This is a genomic window from Psychromonas saccharinae (assembly GCF_051201515.1).
GTDB lineage: Bacteria > Pseudomonadota > Gammaproteobacteria > Enterobacterales > Psychromonadaceae > Psychromonas.
On record NZ_CP195153.1, the window covers coordinates 3,706,891 to 3,726,171 of the forward strand.

Here is a 19,281-nt window from a genome sequence, read left to right on the forward strand (position 1 = left end):
TATTTACCCCTGAGTATAAGCCTTATATCGGTTTCTGCATTTTTATGCACTAAATGGGATTATCTAAACAGAACAAATGTTCAATACATAAACTCTCAAGCAAACGTATTATTACATGCCTAAGCACAGCTCGAAGGTTGAATAAAACGGCTATTTTTGCTATAAAGATGCACCTTTAAAAAATCACGCTTGCATATTTTATCTGTTTTTCCCAAAACAAAGAATAATGAACAGCCTCCACGTAATTCAGGAATAATTAAATGAATGGTGCCAATTACATCGTCCAGGCATTGCAACAGCAAAACATTAGCCAAATATTCGGTTACCCCGGTGGTGCTATTATGCCGCTCTATGATGCATTATTTGACAGCAATATCGACCACCTTTTGTGTAGGCATGAACAAGGTGCAGCAATGGCGGCAATCGGTTACGCTCGTGCAACCGGCAATGTCGGAGTTTGTATTGCGACATCGGGCCCCGGTGCAACCAACTTAGTCACAGGCTTAGCTGACGCATTATTAGATTCAGTACCTATTGTTGCTATTACCGGACAAGTCGCAAGTGAATTCATTGGTACCGATGCCTTTCAAGAGGTCGATGTACTTGGCCTTTCCTTAGCCTGTACTAAGCACAGCTTTTTAGTTCAAAACGCCGAACAACTCGGACCGATTATCGAACAGGCTTTTATACTAGCTAAATCAGGTCGTCCTGGTCCTGTACTAATCGATATCCCTAAAGATATTCAACTTGCGCCGGCGATTCAAAACCTATTATCAACAACCACTGTGACCGATCAGACATCCATTGTTCAGTCGCAAGTTTCTGATGCGCTAGAGATGATTCAAGCCGCTAAAAAGCCATTACTGTATATCGGCGGTGGTGTCGGTATGGCGAATGCAGTCGATGAATTACGTGATTTCATTAATATATCCGAAATCCCAAGTCTATGTACTTTAAAAGGCATTGGTTGTATTCCTCATAATTCTGAACACTTTGTTGGAATGGTAGGTATGCATGGCAGTAAAGCCGCAAATCATGCTATCCAAGAATGCGATCTTTTAATCGCCATTGGTGTTCGCTTCGATGACCGTGTAACCGGAAAATTAGATGAATTTGCGCCGCATGCTAAAGTTATTCATCTCGATGTAGATGCTGCTGAAATTGATAAGTTACGTCGTGTAGAACTCTCGATGACAGACGATTTAAAAATACTGCTACCGGCATTACAAACAAAAATGAATATCTCAGACTGGCAAAATCATATTGTCGAGATGAAAAAGAAATATGTTAGTCGCTATGATCATCCTGGCAAAAGTATTTATGCCCCTGCGCTACTTCGAAAACTGTCGAAGATGAAACCAGAAAATGCAGTGATATGTACCGATGTAGGCCAACATCAAATGTGGGTTGCTCAGCATATGTTCGTCAGTCGCCCTGAAAATTTAATCTCAAGTTCAGGTTTGGGCACTATGGGATTTGGTCTTCCGGCTGCAGTTGGAGCGCAAATGGCTCGACCTAATGACACCGTCATTGCGGTATCTGGTGATGGTTCATTTATGATGAATGTCCAAGAGTTAGGGACAATCAAACGTAAAAAATTACCCGTTAAAATTTTATTGATTGATAACCAACGATTAGGCATGGTGCGCCAATGGCAAAAGCTATTCTTTGATGGTCGTTACAGCGAAACAATTTTAACTGATAACCCGGATTTTGTAACACTAGCAAGTGCGTTTGATATTCCAGGGGAAACCATTGTCACGAAAAATCAAATACAAGGCGCATTAACACGTTTACTTGAATGTGACGGACCATACCTCCTGCATGTCTCCATTTCAGAAGAAGATAATGTATGGCCACTGGTTCCACCTGGTGCTGCAAACCATAAAATGATGGAGAGTGAAAGATGAAATATCTAATTATAATCAAAGCAGATTACTGCCCTGAATTACTCGAACGTCTACTTCGTGTGTGCCGCCATCGTGGTTTCTCTGTACAAAATATCAATGGTGAAACATCCGAAGACAAACAATCATTACATGTGACTTTGACTGTTGACAGTGAACGTCCAATCCACCTATTAAGCAAACAACTTGAAAAAATATTTGGTGTAATTCAAGTTGCCACAATAGGTCAAGAGCAAGTAGTTCAAGCCATTGCTTAAGGCTTGTTAAAGTAACGCTTATCTGATTAAATCAGACAACGTTAACTCAATTATAGAAGAGCAATTTCTATTCATAATTGCTCTTTCCCAATAGGAAAAAGGAATTAAGATGCCAGACTATCGTTCTAAAACGTCCACACATGGCCGTAATATGGCTGGAGCACGTGCTTTATGGCGCGCAACCGGCGTAAAAGATGATGATTTCGGAAAACCAATTATCGCCATTGCCAATTCATTTACCCAGTTTGTTCCTGGACATGTTCATTTAAAGGATATGGGGCAACTTGTCGCCGGTGCAGTTGAAGCGGCAGGCGGTATTGCGAAAGAATTTAATACAATCGCCATTGATGATGGTATCGCAATGGGTCACTCCGGTATGCTTTATAGCTTACCCTCTCGTGACTTAATCGCAGACTCCATTGAATATATGGTCAATGCGCACTGTGCCGATGCAATCGTTTGTATCTCTAACTGTGACAAAATCACACCAGGAATGTTAATGGCGTCTTTACGCCTAAATATTCCAGTCATCATGGTTTCAGGTGGACCAATGGAAGCCGGTAAAACTAAGCTTTCAGAACAGATTATCAAATTAGATTTAGTTGATGCAATGGTTATGGGTGCCGATAACAATGTATCTGATGAAGATGTTGCAAAAGTAGAACGTAGTGCTTGTCCTACCTGTGGATCATGTTCAGGTATGTTCACTGCAAACTCAATGAACTGTCTCGCTGAAGCAATCGGACTAGCACTTCCTGGTAATGGTTCAATGTTAGCGACACATGCTGATCGTGAACAACTCTTCCTTGATGCCGGTAAAAAGATTGTCGAAATAACGAGACGTCATTATCAAGAAGATGATTACTCTGTTCTACCGCGCTCAATTGCCACTAAAGAAGCATTCGAAAATGCGATGGCACTTGATATCGCAATGGGTGGTTCAACAAATACCGTCTTACATTTATTAGCTTGTGCACAGGAAGCGGGTGTTGACTTCACAGTGAGTGATATGGATGCAATGTCACGTCGTATCCCTCAGCTTTGTAAAGTTGCGCCTTCTACACCAAAATACCATATGGAAGATGTTCATCGTGCCGGTGGTATTATGGCGATATTAGGCGAATTAGACCGTGCGGGATTCTTAAATAGCGATATTCCAACTATCCTTAGCCCGACCCTAAAAGAACAATTAGCGAAATATGACATAAAACAAACAAACGATCCTGATGTTGCTAAATTCTATCGTGCAGGCCCAGCCGGAATTCGTACAACAAAAGCATTTAGCCAAGATTGTCGTTGGGACACACTAGATGACGACCGTGAAAATGGTTGTATTCGTTCGTTAGAGCATGCATTTAGCACTGAAGGTGGTCTTGCCGTTTTATTCGGAAACATGGCCGTTGATGGTGCAGTTGTTAAAACAGCGGGTGTGGATGATAGTAACCTAACCTTTACAGGTCCTGCAAAAGTATATGAAAGCCAAGATGATGCTGTTGCAGCTATTCTTGGTGGTAAAGTTATTGCTGGGGATGTTGTAGTTATACGCTACGAAGGCCCTAAAGGTGGCCCAGGTATGCAAGAAATGCTATATCCAACGAGCTACCTGAAATCAATGGGACTTGGTAAACAATGTGCTTTGATTACCGATGGACGCTTCTCTGGGGGCACATCTGGTTTATCTATTGGTCATGCGTCACCAGAAGCTGCAGCAGGTGGTACGATAGGCTTAATTGAAGATGGCGATATTATTGATATCAATATCCCAACCCGTCAAATGGAATTAAAAGTACCACAGGAAGTACTTGATGCTCGTCGCGCAGAAATGGATAAAAATGGCTGGAAACCAAAAGACCGTGTCCGTAACATTTCTGCCGCACTGAAAGTTTATGCTTCTATGGCAACTTCTGCTGATAAAGGTGCAGTAAGAGATCTTAGCAAATTAAAATAAGCCTAATTGCACATAAAGTAAGTTGAAAATATTTTAACTTACTTTATGGCTTTATTTTCAACTGTTTCCTAGTATTTATAACAACTTAATTTACAAATCATCAAATAATCTATGAAGGATTGGTTGTGATAAATATTTTCCGTTTTTTATTTTTTTCATTGTTTACAATAAATGCAGTTGCAGACAATTTTGCGTTAACCGAAGCAGAACAAACTTGGCTTGATGCGCAACAAACAATTACACTATCCACCTTGGTTGCTATCCCCAATTTTTCAATGATCGACGAACAAGGAGAATTATCCGGCTTACTTTACGATTATCTAGCGCTAATTTCACAAAAAATAAACAAACCAATCAAATTTCATCCCTTTCAAGAAGGCCAATATACTGTTGAAAAAGTGATGGATATGGAAGACGTTTATGGCCAAACTCTACTTTTTAACACCCCAAACAACCGTCAGCACTTTTTACTTACTACGCCGTATATGAAAACCCCTTTAATTGTTTTCACCTCCAGAAAATCAAAAAGTGAAATTAAAACATTAGAAAATTTACAGGGAAAAAAATTAGGCATATTGAAGCCGCTTACTAATTTAGGGTTTCTATCAAGTTACAATAACATTGAATTATCTCGCTCCCCTAACCGTCTTTCATTGCTAAATAAATTACAGTATGGAGATGTTGATGCAATCATAGGAAGTATTGGATTTCACCAATTAATTAAAGAAAACCAATACACAAATATCGTACCTGCTTTTAATATAAAAAATAATGCCCCGATCTCAATTGGAATTAAACCAGAGCATCCTCTTTTACTTTCAATATTAAATAAAGCCATTGCAGCACTGCCTAAAACGACATTATTGACATTATCTGATAAATGGTTTGATAACGACAATATTAATCAAAAGTGGACGACAGAAGAACAAGCTTATATAAAAAATCACCCCGTATTGAAAGTACCCAACTTTAATCGGCTCCCCCCCTTTAATTTCAATGAAAATGGCACGCCAAGGGGGTATTCCATCGATTACCTAAAACTAATGGCAGACTACATTGGTGTCGATCTCCAATACGTTCAAGATATTAATTGGGGAGATGCAATTCAAATGCTGCAGGATGGTGAAATCGACTTTATACCTCATATCGCCGTGACGGATGAGCGAAAGAAGACCATCGCTTACAGTGACTTTACTCATATCGAATATACAACGGGTTTAGCAACACGATCAGATAGCGATATTAAAAATTTTGAAGATTTAACGGATAAAACCATTGCTGTAACAGAAAGATCATTTATTCATAGCTATTTTAAAAAGAATTACCCTAATCAAAAGCTGTTTTTAGTCGCCTCAACTAATGCAGGTGTCGATGCAGTTTCAAGCGGCAAAGTCGATGCAACGATTGGCAGTTTCAAGCGGCAAAGTCGATGCAACGATTGGCAGTTTACCTGCAATGAATTACTACATTAATAAAACTTGGCAAGGGAATATTAAAGTAATTAACGGACTTATTTTTTTGGGAACAACCCAACTAAAAATGGGTACCCGTAAAGATAATCAAGTTTTATTGCGCATATTAAACAAAACTCACCTCAATATATCAAAGGCAGATGAAATTAAATTAAAAGAGAAATGGATGGGCTTATCCGATGAAAATGATTTCATTAAATTTACCGAAAAAGAAGTCTCTTATTTAGCCCAGAAAAAAAGTATTAACCTATGTATTAATCCGAATTGGCTCCCCTTTGAAAGCATTCAAAAAGGAAAACACGTGGGTATAACTGCGGATTATTTTACGCTTTTCAGAAAAAACATTTCTATTCCTATCAATTTAGTTAATACCAGCAGCTTTCAAGAAACGCTCGACTTTGCAAAAGAGGGACTGTGTGACATTGTTTCAGTCATTCCTGAACCCATATCTTCAACCAATCACCTTGTGCTTAGCCAACCTTACATGGATGCGTCTTTAGTGATAGCAACAAAAACACAAACTCCATTTATCGATGATATTCATACACTTAAAAACAAGAAAATTGGATATACCGATGATTACTTTTGTTCACAGTTATTAGGAGAGTACTATCCAAACTTAACATTAGTTCCGATATCAACGACGCAAGCCGGCTTATCAAAAGTATCAGATGGTGTATTATTTGGCTTTATTGATTATTTTCCCGTTGTTGCACCAATTATACAGGGAAACTATTTTGGCGAGATTAAAATAGCAGGAAAGCTTGATAGCAATAGAAAGTTTGCAATGGGAATACAAAAAGACAATCCAGAATTATTAAGTATTTTTAACAAATTAATTAAAGATATCTCTCCTGCCACACATCAAGCTATCATGAATAAATATGTCAGCTTTAATATAAAAAATAGCATTGATTACACTAAACTTTTATATATCTCCTTATTTTTTATCTGCATCATCTTCGTTGTGTTATATAAAAATCGTTCCGTTCAGCAGATGCATAAAAAACTAACCTCTATTCATGGGGCTCTGACCGAACAACAGAAAATGATTAATAAATATGTCCTTATTATTGAAACTGACTGCCAGGGTGTTATTACGGACGTTAATGATGCCTACTGCGATAGTTTAGGGTTTACACGAGCTGATTTAATAGGAAAGACACACCAAGCAGTCCGTCACAATGATATGGATAAAACATTCTTTCAAGAAATGTGGCAAGCGATTAGCCAGGACAAAACATGGTCTGGAGAGATGTTTAATTACACCGCTAATAAAGAAACAAAATGTTTTAATACTTATATCGAACCAGTATTTCGCAATAACGTAAAGGTAGGATACCGTGCAATTTGCGAAGATATTAGCGATAAAAAAATAATAGAAAAAATATCCATTACTGATAAATTAACCGGTATTTTCAACCGTCTAAAACTAGATCAACTCATTATTGACCAGGTACAAACCTATAAGCGCTATAAATTAGACTTTTCCATCATCATAGTAGATATAGATAATTTTAAAGTCGTGAACGACACATACGGCCATGATATCGGAGACCATGTACTTCAGCAATTAGCAGCATGCTTACAAAACAGAACACGAGCTACAGACTATGTTGGTCGCTGGGGAGGTGAAGAATTTTTAATAATTTGCTCAAATACAAACGTCAATAATACATTGATAGTGGCTGAGTATATTAGGAAATCAGTCGAGCAAGAACATTTCAATGAAGTAGGTTCGATAACGCTCAGCTTGGGAATATCTGGATTTAATGAAAATGACACAGTCAGTTCTGTGTTTAAACGAGCAGATAAAGCGCTTTATAAAGCCAAAAAATTAGGTAAAAACACCAGTGTTTTTATGTAAAATATGGATAAATAAACGCAAAAATCAATGTGATGTTTAACACTATCTCAATCAACCAATATGGCCATAATATGAATTTTAGATATTCTTATTATGGCCGTTTATTTTTATGGCTACATACCAGCATTAAAACTGTTTAAAAACTCATCGACCTTTATACGATATGGTATCGATGTTTGTGCTCCAATACCTGTTACTGTAATTGCAGCGGCGGCATGAGCAAAAACTATCGCGTCATCTAGACTCTTTTCTTCTAGTAAAGCCGTTACTAATGCGCCATTAAAAGTATCGCCCGCCGCTGTAGTATCAATCGCTTTCACTTGAAAACCTTTAATTTTTTGTCCACTAAAATTTTCACTTACCCAAACACCTTCACTACCCAGCGTAATCAGAACTAATTCAATGCCTTTTTTATGTAGTAAGTCTGCTGCATGCTTTGCTGAAGAAATCCCATTAACGACCACACCAGTTAGTTGCTCCGCTTCGGTTTCATTTGGTGTAATAATATTAACCAATTTCAATAACGTATCAGGCAAAGCTTGAGCAGGTGCCGGATTTAATATGACTTTCGTACCTGATGCATGGGCAATTTCAGCAGCATGAGTAATTGTTTCAAGGGGTGTTTCTAACTGCATTAATAGCATGTCTGCATTGGCGATTAAATTGTGGTGCGGTTGTAAACGCGACATAGTCAAACACGCATTCGCTTCTGCTGAAATACAAATACTATTTTCACCACTATCGGCAACTTGGATCATCGCTATTCCTGTCGGCGTACTGGGCTCAACCATCACGGCATCAATATTAATACCATCTTCAGCAAAAGCCCGACGAATATTAATCCCGAAACTATCATCACCGACACAGGCAATAAAAGTAACATCAGCGCCTAATCGTGCTGCGGCAACAGCTTGATTTGCCCCTTTTCCCCCAGGAATAACACGATAACTTCGACCATGTAAGGTTTCTCCAGGGCGAGGAAAATGAGGAACTTGTAAAACATGATCGGCATTAACACTGCCTAAAACAACTAATTTATTCATAAGATAGCAACCACATGATTTTAAAGTGAAAAGAAAACCGATTGATTAAAGAGATAGGATACAAGATTAACCGATAAATTCTAAGAGCCCAAAACGATTTTAGCTAAAGCGACTAAAAGGCATCCTCGCTATTCATTAATCAATCTTTTATTTAAAAAACAATAAACATTTATGCAATAATTTGACTAAGATAAATTTGAAATACATATTAATTTTTTGCCATGATAATAAAAAATAGGCATAAAAAAACCGCGATTAACGCGGTTTTTATTAGCAATATCAAAAATTAGAGAGAATTTGCAGTCTCAACCACATTTTTAACAGTAAAGCCGAACATTTCAAATAATTGTTCCGCAGGTGCAGATTCACCAAATGTTGTCATACCGATAACTTTACCGCTTAAGCCAACATATTTGTACCAGTAATCAGCAATACCCGCTTCAATTGCAACACGTTTCGTTACAGCGGCAGGTAATACAGACTCTTTGTATTCAGCGCTTTGTGTTTCGAATACATCAGTACAAGGAAGAGATACAACTCGTACGGATTTACCTTGAGCCGTTAGTTCTTTAAACGCTTGCACAGCAAGCTCAACTTCAGAACCAGTTGCAATCAAAATAATTTCAGCAGGAGCATCACTATCAAGTAATACGTAACCCCCTTTAGCAACATCAGCAAGTTGTTGTGCATCACGTGCTTGAGGCTGTAAATTTTGACGACTAAAGATCAATGATGTTGGGCCATCAACACGTTCAATTGCAGATTTCCAAGCAACAGCAGATTCAACGCTGTCACACGGACGCCATGTATTCATATTTGGCGTTAAGCGTAGACTTGCGATTTGTTCAACGGGTTGATGTGTTGGACCATCTTCACCCAGACCAATTGAATCATGGGTAAATACTTGAATCGCACGTTGCTTCATTAATGCCGACATACGTAAACCGTTACGTGCATATTCCATAAACATCAAGAATGTTGCGCCGTAAGGAATAAAACCTTTATGTAGCGCCATACCATTCACAATAGCAGACATTGCAAATTCACGTACACCATAGTGTAGGTAGTTACCAGAAGCATCATCAGCGGTAATCGCTTTCGTACCAGACCACATAGTTAGATTAGATGGCGCTAAATCTGCAGAGCCACCTAATAATTCAGGTAACATAGGTGCAAATGCTTCGATACAGTTTTGTGATGCCTTACGTGTTGCGATACATGCAGAATCAGCTTGTAATTGCTTGATATAGTCAGTCGATTTCGCTTCCCAATCAGCAGGTAATTCGTTATTAATACGACGTTTATATTCAGCCGCTAACTCAGGGAAAGCTGTTGCATAGGCAGCAAATTTTTCATCCCAAGATGCTTCTTCTGTTTTCCCCTGCGCTTTATGATCCCAACCTGCATAAATATCTTCAGGAATTTCGAAATCACCATAATGCCAACCTAATGCTTTACGTGTCGCAATAATTTCATCTGCACCTAATGGCGCACCGTGACAATCATGTGTACCTTGCTTAGCAGGAGAACCATAACCGATAATTGTTTTACAACAAATCATCGTCGGTTTGGTCGTTTCAGCTCGCGCCGCTTTAATCGCAGCACTAATTTGCTCGCTGTCATGACCATCAACAGAAATAACATGCCAACCGTATGCTTTAAAGCGCTCAGGGGTATTATCAGTAAACCACCCTTCTACTTCACCGTCGATTGAAATACCGTTATCATCCCAGAATGCAATCAACTTACCTAAACCCAATGTCCCAGCTAATGAACAAGCTTCGTGGGAAACACCTTCCATTAAACAACCATCACCTAGGAAAGTATATGTGTAATGATCAACGATATCATGACCTTCACGGTTAAATTGTGCTGCTAAAGATTTTTCAGCAATCGCCATACCAACGGCATTAGTAATACCTTGACCTAATGGGCCCGTTGTTGTTTCAACACCAGCAGTATAACCATATTCTGGGTGACCAGGCGTTTTAGAATGGAGTTGACGGAAAGACTTAATATCGTCAATTGAAAGGTCATAACCCGTTAAATGCAATAGAGAATAGATAAGCATTGAACCATGGCCATTAGATAAAACAAAACGGTCACGATCAGCCCACTGTGGATTTGTTGGGTTATATTTTAAAAAATCACGCCAAAGCACTTCGGCAATATCTGCCATCCCCATTGGTGCTCCTGGGTGGCCTGAATTTGATTTTTGAATTGCATCCATACTGAGGGCACGAATTGCATTCGCTAACTCTTGACGAGAAGGCATCTGTCTCTCCTGATTTAGGTTTAAATAAAACCAATTGCTGGTAATTGATTAGGTCTTGTTTGAATTTTACTTCAATACTTTACAGCCGGTAAGACGACTAGCTAGAAATATCGACGGGATTATCCCAAATGAACGGGGGCACTGGCAATAAGAAATAAACAAATTGCTCACATATTTTTAAAAATTAATGATCAGATTCAAGATAATAGATGTTCTATTGCAATTAATGCCGTATTAAACAGCGAGGAACAGGCTGAAATAAAGAATCAATATGTTATCAACTCGACTTGTGATTCTTATTTATGCTCTACATACCCCACATCTTTTTTAGGGCCAAATGTAAATACAATATCCTTATCCAATAAAATCTGAATCGTTTTATCAAAAAAGGTAATCGCCTCATCGCTAGGAACATGCATTAATATTAAATCGATGCACACATCAAAACCTTTACTATTCGGAAACGCTTTTAATAATTCCCCCGATTCAATAAAATAAAGATAAGTATTTATTTTTTCCTGCAATGTAAATAAATGAACATTTTGATCATCCCAATCGAGTGAATCTATAATACTTAAAAAGACTCGTTTCATATCATTATCGACACCGATAGCATCAATGCTATCTGTTTCTACTACACTCATATGTAACCTTTTATTTTAAATGTTATTTTTAGATATAATAACATAAAAATCATTCTTAATTTTAATACAAAGAAACGTCGAGACTCAATCACGAATATCTCCTTTAAAACTAAAGCATTATCTCAAGTCTCTTATCCTAAACAGATTACAAGCTTATTTTATAAGCTTATATAGTTTTTTACGCCTAATTTAGGTTATAAATACATGACTAATACTTTCCCTTACTCTCATTATTTATAATTATTATTTCCTTATTACTTCCTCAACCTTTTGAATTTAAAGATGTTATATTTTTCGCACTGAGTTAAATCCAAATAATTTAAAAAATAAAAAGTGTTGTATAAAAATCATCTACCGCTTCTTTATTTTCATCTATAAAATGGAACAATCTGTCGTGACTTCACAAACAATAAAAACAAAACAAGAAACTCAAATAGGGTTTCTTTTAATTAATAGCGTAGCCCACCTTTATCATGCCGCATCTATTGCGCTTGAATTATCATACATAGCCAATACCCATGTTATTTTGTACATATCAACTTTAGAGAACAAGGAAGTACTAGAAAAACTTGCACAAAATTATTTAGGAAATCGTTGTGAATTTTGTTTTTTAAAACCTTCTCTATTACACAAAATATCCAGATTATTTAAAAAAAGATTGCATCCCCGAGTACAGGACATCATTCGTCATAATAAAAAACAATTATTAGCAAATGATGCACTTATCATGACAGATAAACATATGTTGAAATATCACAATAAAAATAGACCTAAATATATCAGTGTTGGTCATGGTGCGGGAGATAGAGCAACTGCTTTTAAATCAAGATATAAAGATTTTGATTACCTACTTGTTTCGGGAGAGGCAAAATGGAAAAGAATGCAAACAGAAGGCATTGTATCCAATAAGAATGGAAAAATTATTGGTTATCCAAAGTTTGATTGCACATTAAAAATGAATCCAAAAACAACGTTTTTCAAAAATAACAAGCCAATTGTAATATATAACCCCCACTTCAACCAAAGTGAATCATCTTGGACAAAATGGGGGGAGTATATTTTAAATTATTTTTATAATTCTCAAGATTATAATTTAATATTTGCCCCACATATTCTTCTTTTTTCAAAAACTAAAAAAGGGCTTACCAAAAAATACTCGCAAGCTAAAAATATTTATATTGATTTAGAAAGTCACAACCTAACAGATATGAGCTATACACGAATAGCTGATATTTACCTAGGCGACGTGAGTAGTCAAGTATATGAGTTCATTGGATATAAAAATCGACCTTGCTTATTTTTAAACCCTAATCAAGAAAAATGGATGAATAACAATAATTTTCGAATGTGGAATATGGGTGATGTTATTTCTGATATTGACACTTTTGACTCTAGTATAAAAAATGCCAAAAATAATTTTATAAATTATGCAAAGACACAAGACGTTTATTCGAAAGAAACTTTTTCCACGGCAGAAATACCAGCAAGTCAACGAGCAGCTAAAGCAATATCAGAATTTATGAAACGAGGAAAAACGTCCCAATATGGATAGATTTAAACAAATATATTTAGAATAAAGAGACTGTAATAAAAACTGTGTAACTGCTTATTTATAATCCTACTATTTGGAAAAGGATAAGCAGTTATGGATCAGAAGCAATTAGAAGCGTTCGCTCGTGAAGCCGCTAAAACATTAAAAACAGAAAAAGACCTTAACAACTTTAGTCAGATGTTGACCAAGATAACCGTTGAAGCAGCATTAAACGCTGAGCTTGACGAACATCTCGGTTACTCTAAACATCGTCAATCATCTACCAGTAATAGCCGGAACGGCACTTCAACCAAAACTATCATTACTGATGATGGGCAGTTTGAACTGGAAACGCCTCGTGACAGAGAAGGTTCGTTTGAGCCTCAACTCGTCAAAAAACAACAAACTCGGTTTACTTCTATGGATGACAAGGTGCTTAGCCTTTATGCCAAAGGCATGACGACACGTGAAATTGTGTCTACGTTCAAAGAACTTTATGGCGCTGATGTTTCTGCTTCGCTCATTTCAAGGATTACTGATTCGGTTATTGAGCAAGTCGTTGAATGGCAATCTAGACCATTAGATAGTGTCTACCCTATCATTTATCTTGATTGTATTGTGCTTAAGATTCGCCAGGATAAACGTGTGATTAATAATGCGTATTAACATGAAGAAGATCACTGATTACCATCCATGGAGATCGCTAACTCTCTAATCAACAGGACCTCGTTTAATCTACTTTTTTTGATCTCCATGAGTCAATGGTTTTATCATTTTTCTCATCGATTCTCCTTCTAATTCTATTTTAATTGACCGGTGTACTAATCGATCGAGTATTGCATCAGCATGTGTCGATTCACCTATCATTTCATACCAATTCGATATCGGTAATTGACTGATTATTAATGTGGCGTGATGGTCGTAGCGACCATCAATAAGCTCAAGTAAGTCACTACGTTGATTCGCATTTAATGGCTCTAGACCCCAGTCATCAATGATCAGTAAATCTGCTTTAATAAGTTTACCGATAAGCTTTCGGTAACTGCCTTCTGCCTGCCCAAGGTACATCTGCTCGAGCAACTCTTTTAGCCGGAAGTAGAATACTGTTTTACCTTGCCTACAGTGCTCGACTCCAAGTGCGCAGGCAATATAGGTTTTACCGCATCCCGTTGCACCAGTGATGACTAAGTTATGCGCATGATTCAACCATTCACTTTGGCTTAACGTCCTTATCTGGGCTTTATCTAGGTTACGGCTAGCTTTGTATTGGATATCACCAAGCGCTGCTCTTTGCCTGAACTTAGCTTGCCGGGTAAGCCTCTCAATACGTCGTTGTTGACGTTGTGTAAGCTCTTGAGCCAGAAGTACCTGCAAACGCTCAGTAAAGCTTAATTCAGCATAGGTATTTGCTTGCATAAGTTGTTGTTCAAGAGCATCACGCATGCCTGTCAGTTTTAATTGATTAAGTTGTTGTGTAATTTCTTGCATAGTCTTTCCCTAGTGATAGTAATCATTGCCACGTATATTTTGATGTTCGATCTCGGATAATAAATCAGGCTGTTGCTCTAATATTGGTGTTTTATCCAATCCTTTTTGCAGTATATTAATTATATTTCTAAGCCGATTAGCCCCCGTAATAAGACCGCGTTCACAAGCCTTTTCTAACCGAGTTTTGCTGTATTTCGACGATAAATTAAGTAGCCCTAAACATGAACGATAAGCTTGCTCTGGGTGCTTTCGGCTTGCTAGATGCGTTTGTACTAGCGCGAGTGTATTTGGGCCAATACTCTTAGCCCAGCTTTCAAACCGTGCTGGTGACCATTGCTGTTTTTGATGAGCTTGAGGCATATGCACATCTTGTGTGGTATGCCTTCCGGCTTGATACGAGCGAGGATGAGTTGCAACCGTATTCCCCTCAAACTTTAAGGTGATAAGCTGGCCTGTTACCAGGGCTTCAAGCTGCTTTTTAACAAGGTTATAAGGTACTGAGTAATAGTGTTTTTCGATTTCAACGTGGTAATCGATATTAACGCGAACATTTTTAACATAGGTGAACTGATAAACTGAGTCCGGTAAAGGCTTTAGCGCGGGTTTATCGATACGTTGAAACAACGATATACGGGATTCATTATATTGCTTCATCACTTTATTGTTCATCCAACTGAGCAACTCGGCTATGCGCTGATTGAGTTGCTTTAGACTGAAGAAGGTCTCTTTACGAACCCTGGCCATTATCCAACGCTCAACAATCAGTACGCCTACTTCAGCCTTTGATTTATCCTTCGGTTTATAAGGTCTTGCGGGGATGATAGCCGTATCATAATGTGCGGATAGCTGATGGTAAGTAGGGTTCAAATCTGGTTCATAGCGACAGCTTTTATGAACACCACTTTTAAGGTTATCAGGGATAACCATTTCAGGGACGCCACCAAGAAATTCAAAGCAACGTACGTGACTCATTATCCAGTCTTCCAACTTTTGAGACCAAGTTGCTTCTGCATAGGTATAGTTGCTCGCCCCCATAACCGCGACAAAGACTTGGGCATTTCGATACTCACCTGTATCAGGGTTAACGATAGCAATCGTAGGACCGCAGTAATCGACAAACAGCTTTTCACCCGCATGATGCGTTTGTCGCATTGATAAGCGTAGCGTTGAGCACCACTGTCGGTACATGCGACAGTAATGGTTATAACTGTAATAGCCAGCCGGATTGCTATCAGCATATTCCTCCCACAAAAGTTGCAAGGTCATATACTTACGTGTTTTAAGCTCATCTTGCACGACTTGCCAGTTTGGTAAGCTGTGTTTTTTCAGTGGCGCTTTGGTTTTTAGAAAGGTGTTTTTGAGAGTAACGTCATCCCAGGTATCGTCTAGCGGCCAATCCATGATCCCCATTTTTGCGGCTCGAGCGCAATAGCGAGAGACAACGGAGGGGGAAATAGATAGGCTCTTCGCTATTTGCCTATGGCTTAGTTTTTGTCCGTATTTGAGGCGGAGTATATCTTTTAATTTTTTCATCGTTATAGGTACTGTTGACATGGTTACTCTCATCACATTAAAAAATGACAGAGTAACGGTTAAACACACCTATTGACTAGAAAGTGAGCAAATCAATAACATCGATGAAGATCGCTAAATAACATTTTGGCTCAAAACTGATCTCCATGAATGTTATTTGCTGATCTAAGTTGATGTTATTAGGTGATCTCGATGGATGTTATTAGCTGATCTCCATGGATGAAAATATGCAATTAATAAAGCGGTATACCTTGCCTTAGGCGTTAATATGGAAGGCCAGAAAGAGCTATTGGGCATGTGGATGTCTGAAAATGAAGGCGCTAAGTTCTGGCTTAACGTGTTGACTGAGCTTCAAAACCGAGGTGTTAAAGATATATTAATCGCCTGTATTGATGGCCTCAAAGGCTTTCCTGATGCGATTAGCACCGTTTACCCAGAAGCACAGATACAACTCTGTATCGTACATATGGTCCGAAACTCAGTAAAGTACGTACCTTGGAAGGATTACAAAGAACTTACAGGTGATTTAAAAGGAATTTATCGTGCAGTAACTGAGGATGAAGCCTTAAAAGCACTGGATAAGTTTAGTGATAAATAGGATGAGAGGTACCCACAAATTAGTCGTTCATGGCGTGCTCATTGGCATAACCTGAATGCGTTGTTTAGCTACCCAGAGGACATCAGAAAAGCAATATATACGACCAATGCCATTGAGTCCCTGAACAGCGTAATACGCAAAGCTATCAAGAAACGTAAAGTGTTCCCAACCGATGATTCGGCTAAGAAGGTGGTTTATCTTGCTATCATGGACGCCTCAAAGAAATGGACGATGCCAATAAGAAATTGGAAAACGGCCTTGAATCGTTTTATGATAATGTTCAAGGATCGTCTTAAAGACTACGTTTAAAAACCGCAGTTACACAGAATTATTTACAGGGTCAAAATAAATCATTTAACCTGAAACAGGTTAATAGCAAGCTTATTTTTTATGACATAAATAACACAGGAAGGCCAGTCCTTCCAGTACACTCAGAATTATTAATTAAAAGTAAAAGAGATTTTCATAAATCAAGAGTATCAAAGGTAGTAAAAACAGAAAAGCACCCTATATCTATCTAAAATCCCCTGTGATGATATAAGCGAAAGCCCAATAGAATATTATTGGGCAATGTTCTTGACACAGGAAATAGCCTTGACAGTAAATATTAATAATGGCGTTATAATGTTAGTTATTTTTTAATATAACCATTTTCACAAAATGATTTACCCTCTCTTTTCTTCTTTATATATAACGCTTTACTTATTTTCCAATCATCTCCTCGATCCTTAACTGAATGGTGCATATGATATTGAATTGTTTGAAATTTTGAGCATTTCAACCTAACACCTATTAATTTTAGTCTACGTGCAACATCCGTATCTTCACCATACAATGGTCGTTCAAAATCTTCATCAAACCCATTTATTTCAATCATCTTGTCTTTCAACACGCTAAAGTTACAACCTCGTACACCATAATTACGACGTGAAATTAAAAAAGGAAGATGAATAGCACACTCTAACTGCCTTGTTTTAGTAAATAAAAGATTAAAGATAGAAAGCAGTTTAAAGTTTTTACTTTCAATTAATTTATCAGCAGTAACCGAATCGAGCATCACTCGACGACCAAACAGACAAATATCAGGGGTTACTGATTGTATGTGTTCTTTCATAAAATCTTTATGCAGTATACAATCACCATCAATAAAGACTAAATACTCACCTTCGGCAGCAGCAATAGCCTTATTCAACAGTAAATTTTTTCTAAACCCATTATCTTCCTGGCTAATATGATTAATTGTAAACGAGCACTTATCGCGCATCTGCTCAATAAAGGTAGAAACATCAGGTGAACAATCATCCTCTGCGACAATCACCTCAAAATCTCTAAATGTTTGTATTTCTATTGATTGAAAAATCAACTCAAGAAAATCGATACGTTTATAAACGGCAATGATCAATGATGCTTTATGTTTATGACTCATATTTATAACCTTTTCCAAACCATGCTGCTTGATTATTTTGATTCAACACGTAACACCCACTAAATAAACTTAGATAAAAGACCACTGAACCATAATGATATAAATCGCTATGAAAAAACTGACACACTAAAAAAGCACTAGCGCTAACGATAGCGACTACTAAATACTTTTGATCCTTTATTGGCACTCGTTTTATATTTTTAGCCATAACTAATAAAGAATATATAATACCGAATATATAAAAAAGAAAGAAAATAACCCCCGTTTCTACATGAATTTGCATATAACTATTATGCAACTCTCCTGGGTACTTAATTGCCAATTGATATTTATTTTGATATTCATCGGTCTGCTCATTAAAAAACGCAATAAAAAGAGGTTTATTTTGCTTTGCGCCCGTCCCAAAGAAAAAATGCTCTTGAGAAAAATCCCATCCAGTTTTCCATAAATGTAATCGTGCATTATTTGAATAATTACTCTCAGTATCAGAAATTGACTCAATCTGGTTATCTATTCTAAGAAAGTGGTCTTTAATCCCCCCCAAATAACCTACACAGATAATAATAAAAACAATAATTAGCGAGTAAAATACTAATACTTTACGATTATATAGTAGTAGTATACAAGTAATCATCATCACTCCGACAAAAAGCCCTAACCAACTTCCCCGTATTTCACTCATCACAATAGCCCAAGCAAATAGCGCATTTAAAAAGAGCAAAATAAATTTTAAGAGAAACGATTTAGTATTCATTAAGTTATTGAATAATGTTAAGTAAATTAATACCGAAAGAAAAACAACAACCATCATATCAGCTGTTCGACCAATTTTATGAAATCCATGAAAGAGACCATAGGGTTGCTGCTCATAAATACCATAAAAAACAGCAATAGTTGCAGAAATCAAAAACATAATTAATAAAAAGTGGAGATCTTTACGATGCTTAACAAATGCTGTTAGAGAAAGCATAAGTAACATAAATTTAAACCGGTCCAAAAAAGAAAATGCCCCAACCACCCCTGAATCGGATAAAAAACCAAGTAAAAAACCAATTGGATAAGCGGCTGTAAATAAAAATAAAAATTGGTTATTAATGAAAATTTTTTTATCGTATTTCCAGATATAAATGAATGAAAGAAATAAAGATATTGTTCCAAAAATATTTATGAGTGCCTTTGACTCAAAAACAGTAAGAAAAAAAACACCTAATACAGATAACCCAGTCCGACGTAATATCAGCTCAGAATCTTTATTATTTGCCCCACTAACTTCCATATATTATCCTTTTGTA

General features: G+C 37.3%; 13 protein-coding genes and 2 pseudogenes. 8 read left to right on the forward strand and 7 right to left on the reverse strand.

Annotated features, from left to right (window positions below; all coding sequences use genetic code 11):
- Positions 1–260 precede the first annotated feature (260 nt).
- The 5 genes from ilvG to ACR30L_RS16620 all read left to right on the forward strand — a co-directional run bounded on the left by ilvG (position 261) and on the right by ACR30L_RS16620 (position 7,451).
- On the forward strand, positions 261–1,910 hold the full coding sequence (gene ilvG / locus ACR30L_RS16600; RefSeq protein ID WP_435235359.1) for an acetolactate synthase 2 catalytic subunit: 1,650 nt from the start codon (positions 261–263) through the stop codon (positions 1,908–1,910).
- A complete protein-coding gene (ilvM, locus tag ACR30L_RS16605; protein WP_435235360.1) occupies positions 1,907–2,164 on the forward strand; it encodes an acetolactate synthase 2 small subunit in 258 nt (85 codons plus the stop codon). Before ilvG ends, ilvM begins: the two co-directional genes overlap by 4 nt.
- A 109-nt stretch (positions 2,165–2,273) precedes the next feature.
- Positions 2,274–4,112, forward strand: coding sequence for a dihydroxy-acid dehydratase (gene ilvD, locus ACR30L_RS16610; protein ID WP_435235361.1), 1,839 nt, complete (start codon positions 2,274–2,276; stop codon positions 4,110–4,112).
- Positions 4,113–4,237: 125 nt separating this feature from the next.
- On the forward strand, positions 4,238–5,584 hold the full coding sequence (locus ACR30L_RS16615) for a transporter substrate-binding domain-containing protein (RefSeq protein WP_435235362.1): 1,347 nt from the start codon (positions 4,238–4,240) through the stop codon (positions 5,582–5,584).
- Positions 5,484–7,451 (forward strand): diguanylate cyclase, encoded by a 1,968-nt coding sequence (locus ACR30L_RS16620; protein ID WP_435235363.1) that lies wholly within the window; start codon positions 5,484–5,486, stop codon positions 7,449–7,451. The genes ACR30L_RS16615 and ACR30L_RS16620 overlap by 101 nt, the downstream gene beginning before the upstream one ends.
- Positions 7,452–7,564: 113 nt before the next feature.
- On the opposite strand, the gene rbsK is transcribed toward ACR30L_RS16620, so the two are convergent.
- The 3 genes from rbsK to ACR30L_RS16635 form a co-directional block, all read right to left on the reverse strand.
- Positions 7,565–8,494, reverse strand: coding sequence for a ribokinase (gene rbsK, locus ACR30L_RS16625; RefSeq protein ID WP_435235364.1), 930 nt, complete (start codon positions 8,492–8,494; stop codon positions 7,565–7,567).
- A 286-nt stretch (positions 8,495–8,780) separates the two neighbouring features.
- Entirely contained in the window at positions 8,781–10,769 is a 1,989-nt protein-coding gene (gene tkt, locus ACR30L_RS16630) for a transketolase (protein WP_435235365.1), read from the reverse strand.
- Positions 10,770–11,065: 296 nt separating this feature from the next.
- Positions 11,066–11,413 (reverse strand): DUF6572 domain-containing protein, encoded by a 348-nt coding sequence (locus ACR30L_RS16635; protein ID WP_435235366.1) that lies wholly within the window; start codon positions 11,411–11,413, stop codon positions 11,066–11,068.
- A 394-nt stretch (positions 11,414–11,807) separates the two neighbouring features.
- On the opposite strand from ACR30L_RS16635, the gene ACR30L_RS16640 reads away from it, so the two are divergent.
- Together ACR30L_RS16640 and ACR30L_RS16645 are read left to right on the forward strand one after the other, a co-directional pair.
- Positions 11,808–12,965: a CDP-glycerol glycerophosphotransferase family protein gene (locus tag ACR30L_RS16640; protein WP_435235367.1), complete on the forward strand. Its 1,158-nt coding sequence runs from the start codon at positions 11,808–11,810 to the stop codon at positions 12,963–12,965.
- A 93-nt stretch (positions 12,966–13,058) separates the two neighbouring features.
- Positions 13,059–13,604 (forward strand): annotated as a pseudogene (locus ACR30L_RS16645) (IS256 family transposase); the annotation flags it as partial.
- Between the two features lie 75 nt (positions 13,605–13,679).
- On the opposite strand, the gene istB reads toward ACR30L_RS16645, so the two are convergent.
- On the reverse strand, positions 13,680–14,432 hold the full coding sequence (gene istB, locus ACR30L_RS16650) for an IS21-like element helper ATPase IstB (RefSeq protein ID WP_435234394.1): 753 nt from the start codon (positions 14,430–14,432) through the stop codon (positions 13,680–13,682).
- 9 nt (positions 14,433–14,441) lie between these two features.
- Positions 14,442–15,986, reverse strand: coding sequence for an IS21 family transposase (gene istA, locus ACR30L_RS16655; RefSeq protein WP_435234393.1), 1,545 nt, complete (start codon positions 15,984–15,986; stop codon positions 14,442–14,444).
- Between the two features lie 211 nt (positions 15,987–16,197).
- Here istA and ACR30L_RS16660 point away from each other — a divergent pair.
- Positions 16,198–16,872, forward strand: a pseudogene (locus ACR30L_RS16660) (IS256 family transposase); the annotation flags it as partial.
- A 322-nt stretch (positions 16,873–17,194) separates the two neighbouring features.
- On the opposite strand, the gene ACR30L_RS16665 reads toward ACR30L_RS16660, so the two are convergent.
- Together ACR30L_RS16665 and ACR30L_RS16670 are read right to left on the reverse strand one after the other, a co-directional pair.
- Positions 17,195–17,989, reverse strand: coding sequence for a glycosyltransferase (locus ACR30L_RS16665; protein WP_435235368.1), 795 nt, complete (start codon positions 17,987–17,989; stop codon positions 17,195–17,197).
- Positions 17,979–19,265: an O-antigen ligase family protein gene (locus ACR30L_RS16670; protein WP_435235369.1), complete on the reverse strand. Its 1,287-nt coding sequence runs from the start codon at positions 19,263–19,265 to the stop codon at positions 17,979–17,981. The genes ACR30L_RS16665 and ACR30L_RS16670 overlap by 11 nt, the downstream gene beginning before the upstream one ends.
- Between the last annotated feature and the right edge of the window lie 16 nt (positions 19,266–19,281).